General features: G+C 39.1%; 7 protein-coding genes. 5 read left to right on the top strand and 2 right to left on the bottom strand.

What is annotated here, in order from left to right:
- Nucleotides 1-77 precede the first annotated feature (77 nt).
- The 5 genes from H1P_RS32140 to H1P_RS32120 all read left to right on the top strand — a co-directional run bounded on the left by H1P_RS32140 (nucleotide 78) and on the right by H1P_RS32120 (nucleotide 2,393).
- Complete coding sequence (locus H1P_RS32140; RefSeq protein ID WP_144875380.1) at nucleotides 78-419, top strand: hypothetical protein; 342 nt, start codon at nucleotides 78-80, stop codon at nucleotides 417-419.
- Nucleotides 420-435: 16 nt separating this feature from the next.
- Nucleotides 436-624 (top strand): hypothetical protein, encoded by a 189-nt coding sequence (locus H1P_RS32135; RefSeq protein WP_144875378.1) that lies wholly within the window; start codon nucleotides 436-438, stop codon nucleotides 622-624.
- Nucleotides 625-1,026: 402 nt separating this feature from the next.
- Nucleotides 1,027-1,311: an RNA recognition motif domain-containing protein gene (locus tag H1P_RS32130; protein WP_144875376.1), complete on the top strand. Its 285-nt coding sequence runs from the start codon at nucleotides 1,027-1,029 to the stop codon at nucleotides 1,309-1,311.
- Nucleotides 1,312-1,673: 362 nt separating this feature from the next.
- Nucleotides 1,674-1,898, top strand: coding sequence for a hypothetical protein (locus tag H1P_RS32125; RefSeq protein ID WP_144875374.1), 225 nt, complete (start codon nucleotides 1,674-1,676; stop codon nucleotides 1,896-1,898).
- 45 nt (nucleotides 1,899-1,943) lie between these two features.
- The gene (locus tag H1P_RS32120; RefSeq protein ID WP_144875372.1) at nucleotides 1,944-2,393 is read left to right on the top strand and encodes a cupin domain-containing protein; all 450 of its coding nucleotides are present in this window, start codon (nucleotides 1,944-1,946) and stop codon (nucleotides 2,391-2,393) included.
- A 133-nt stretch (nucleotides 2,394-2,526) separates the two neighbouring features.
- Here H1P_RS32120 and H1P_RS32115 read toward each other — a convergent pair whose 3' ends face one another.
- Both H1P_RS32115 and H1P_RS32110 read right to left on the bottom strand, forming a co-directional pair.
- A complete protein-coding gene (locus tag H1P_RS32115) occupies nucleotides 2,527-2,706 on the bottom strand; it encodes a hypothetical protein (protein ID WP_144875370.1) in 180 nt (59 codons plus the stop codon).
- A partial coding sequence (locus H1P_RS32110; RefSeq protein ID WP_144875368.1) for an HNH endonuclease occupies nucleotides 2,687-3,202 on the bottom strand: 516 nt, incomplete at its 5' end. The genes H1P_RS32110 and H1P_RS32115, both read right to left, overlap by 20 nt.

Here is a 3,202-nt window from a genome sequence, read left to right as displayed (position 1 = left end):
TCTCATTAGGGTCAGCGATTCTATTAATAACAGGAAATCGAAAAGATTAATCGAATCACCAAAAAGGAAAAACAATTATGAAACGCTCATTATTAGTATCTTTATCAGCTTTAGCTCTCTCTCTAGTTACTGCCCCTGCATTTGCCTCGGAAGTAGCTGCGGTTAATTCTCATTCCACTAACAACATTGTCGAAATTAGCCCTGTCGATTTAGTGAATCGTGGTTACCAAGGCTTTTTGGCTGACCAAGGGATTCCCAGTAATGGTGCTTTCAATCGAGCAGTTCACACTGGTCGAGTCACGGCTCAAGATTTAGTCAATGGTGCAATTGCTTCTGGCAGACTTGCTCCAGAAACCATCAACGACCGAGCTTACCTCAATCACGTCAACTCTCAACTACGTAACATAAATAACAACTAAGATATCGGGTCAGAGAATGAAGAAACTAATATTTGTTGACAATGCCGATAGTGGTCTGATGAACACGCTCATCGATATCGGGCATCAAGCAATCAGTCCTCAAACTTATCAATACCGTCTCTGCGATCTGACTTTTGGCTTAGTTGGCGAGCATCAACAACTGTTAACTGGCGTTTTACTAGCGAGGATGCACCAGTCAAATTGAAACAATTCTTATTACAGGTCTTCCTAACTTACACAGAATATTCAGTTGTCCTGGTTCATTGTCCCGAAGGGTTTTATACCAAGCTAGTCATATCAAGGCTCAAAACCTTGATATGATTAAACAAATCGCGCTTCCGTTCTTATCGAATAAAACTGATGCTAACATTATCTGTTAAGTTATGTTGCCAAAAAGTTTGATGTGACTATAATTTTCTTAATTAATATTGACAAATCGATTACTGCTCGAAGTGCTAGGATGAAGACCGAGAATCAACAGATTAGATTAACGATTAAGTTTTCATTCAGTATCGAATCGATGGTTTTTCCATCAAGTATTGAGCTATTTCTTTTCCAATAATCTTGTCTCTCTAAACACAACACTCATTGAGAGGACAATTAATTTATGTCTATTTATGTAGGTAATCTAGCTTACGAAATCAATCAAGAAGATTTAAATGAAGTCTTTACCGAATATGGAACTGTTAAACGAGTTCATATTCCTACAGACCGCGAAACAGGTCGTGCCAGAGGATTTGCTTTTGTCGAAATGGAATCCGAAGCTAACGAAGACAAAGCTATTGAAGCTTTAGATGGAGCAGAATGGATGAGTCGCGAATTAAAGGTTAATAAAGCCAGACCTCGCGAAAACAGAAGCTCTTTTAGTGGTGCTAGAAACAACCGCTTCTAAGCTTATTTAGTTAAATTCTAAAATTGACCGAGAGGGATGCTGAAGTTTCGAGGGGTCGTGTTCTGAGGAGACCTCAGAACCTTGTGAACACCGTCTCGTCAACAGTTCGATGGGATATGCCGAACTAAATTCGGCATCCCTCGCGCTCATATCTAACCCTTGGTGTTGACGCTTTTGGAAATTAAGTAGATTAGTTCTACATTTTTTTCTAGAGGCGTTTTGTTGTTTAAACGGAGTTTTTTACTATGTGACTATATTCTGAGTTGTCAATGCAACTACAACAAACGAGACTTCGTTGTTGAACTTGAATCTATCGAGCCGTCATCTATCAATTGCAAACTTTAAATTATGAGGATATACCGATGAATGATGACACCCCTGTAAGCTGCGATTTAAACGATCTCCTGGAAAAAATAGTTACTCTCAAACGTCAATGCACCATTACTTACAGAAATGAGAAAGATGAATTTACCAAAGTTGGCGGTCGGATTATCGATATTTATGCTGCTGAGGGTTCGGATTGGTGCAGGTTGAGCGATGAAACGGTAATTCGTCTCGATAAGATTGAAGAGTTTGAGTCAGAGTGATGTTTGATCTCATGTCAAAAGTAAAGCGCGATCGCCTAAATCACAATGACTAGTATTTTTGATTTACCCTCATCTCTGCCCAATAAAGAACTATTTGAACCTTTAGCATCTGCTGAAAATATTGTGATTGAGAGAATTATCTCTACAGGACAGGTTACACAACCAGGAGAATGGTACAACCAAGATAAAGGCGAATGGGTGATTCTCTTACAAGGAAAAGCTTCTTTAACTTATGAAGATCAAAAGCAAATAAAACTTACAACAGGAGATTATCTATTTATACTTGCACATCAGAAGCATCGCGTCGAATATACATCCTCCGAACCTCCCTGTATCTGGTTAGCCGTTCATGGAAAGATGAAATATAAATTAGACAAGTTGTTATCTGATCCCAAATCTGAATTACATACCCAGTTTATAGATGAAACCGTTAAATCCGCTCTAGTTGTATCATCATGCGTCTCTACACTAAATATTTATTGGGGGTTTTACTAAACGGATTTGGGATGAAATAGTGCAATTTTTAACCCTTTGTCAATGTCAGCAGCATTCCCAGTGTCTTAGTAGATTAAGATCGGCGGGGGTGGCAGAACGTAGACTTATCAACATTTCTCGAACATTAAAGCTATTACTTAGATGAAACATTATCCTGGTAGTAGCTATTGGTTCTCAAAGCTAATGCCCAGTAGAAGAGTCGAGGAGAATGTTGCCATTGCTCCCCTCTCGTCCGAAACCGTGCGTCAAAGTTTCCCTTTACACGGCTACTCAAAAGTGCTGCTAATTGTCTTTTACAGGCTTCTAACTGCATTGATTAATTTAATATCTTCCGCAGTTTTCTCATCATGGCAGTGTCCGTGTAACAGTTGGTAATTTGAGTATACATTCATTCCATTTAGCTTTTTGGCTATGATATGGTCTGTTTCTTGTATATCCCCATTGCGGATGTATAACCCGCATCTGGTGCATATTCCTTTTTGTTTTTTCAGCAAACTTGCTTTTAAGCTATCCATTTCTGGGTGTCTGCCCATTCTGATTGCCCAATAGCTGAGATTGCCGTCGTCAGGACTTGCATTACCTTTGACCTTTACGTATCTGTTACTACAAAGGGTATCGGTATGACTGACTAAATATAATCCAGTTTTTCCTTCTCTTGTTGAGAAGCGATTGACTTTTCTACCTTTGACAATCGTATAATTCCAATACTTTGCGTATGCTCCCTTCCAGTCCGTTTTGCATCTTCTTCTACTCCAACTTCTCAACTTATGATAGAGGTCATTATCTTGATTCGAGTGTCCCCCTACAGT

Source organism: Hyella patelloides LEGE 07179, assembly GCF_900659865.1.
GTDB lineage: Bacteria > Cyanobacteriota > Cyanobacteriia > Cyanobacteriales > Xenococcaceae > Hyella > Hyella patelloides.
Note: the sequence above shows the minus strand (reverse complement) of the source record. Positions and strands in the feature narration are given on the sequence as shown.

Bases quoted from the DNA above. Each gene is read 5' to 3' on its own strand.
- H1P_RS32140 (WP_144875380.1), top strand. From the start codon at position 78: ATGAAACGCTCATTATTAGTATCTTTATCAGCTTTAGCTCTCTCTCTA.
- H1P_RS32130 (WP_144875376.1), top strand. From the start codon at position 1,027: ATGTCTATTTATGTAGGTAATCTAGCTTACGAAATCAATCAAGAAGAT.
- H1P_RS32135 (WP_144875378.1), top strand. From the start codon at position 436: ATGAAGAAACTAATATTTGTTGACAATGCCGATAGTGGTCTGATGAAC.
- H1P_RS32120 (WP_144875372.1), top strand. From the start codon at position 1,944: ATGACTAGTATTTTTGATTTACCCTCATCTCTGCCCAATAAAGAACTA.
- H1P_RS32115 (WP_144875370.1), bottom strand. From the start codon at position 2,706: ATGCAGTTAGAAGCCTGTAAAAGACAATTAGCAGCACTTTTGAGTAGC.
- H1P_RS32125 (WP_144875374.1), top strand. From the start codon at position 1,674: ATGAATGATGACACCCCTGTAAGCTGCGATTTAAACGATCTCCTGGAA.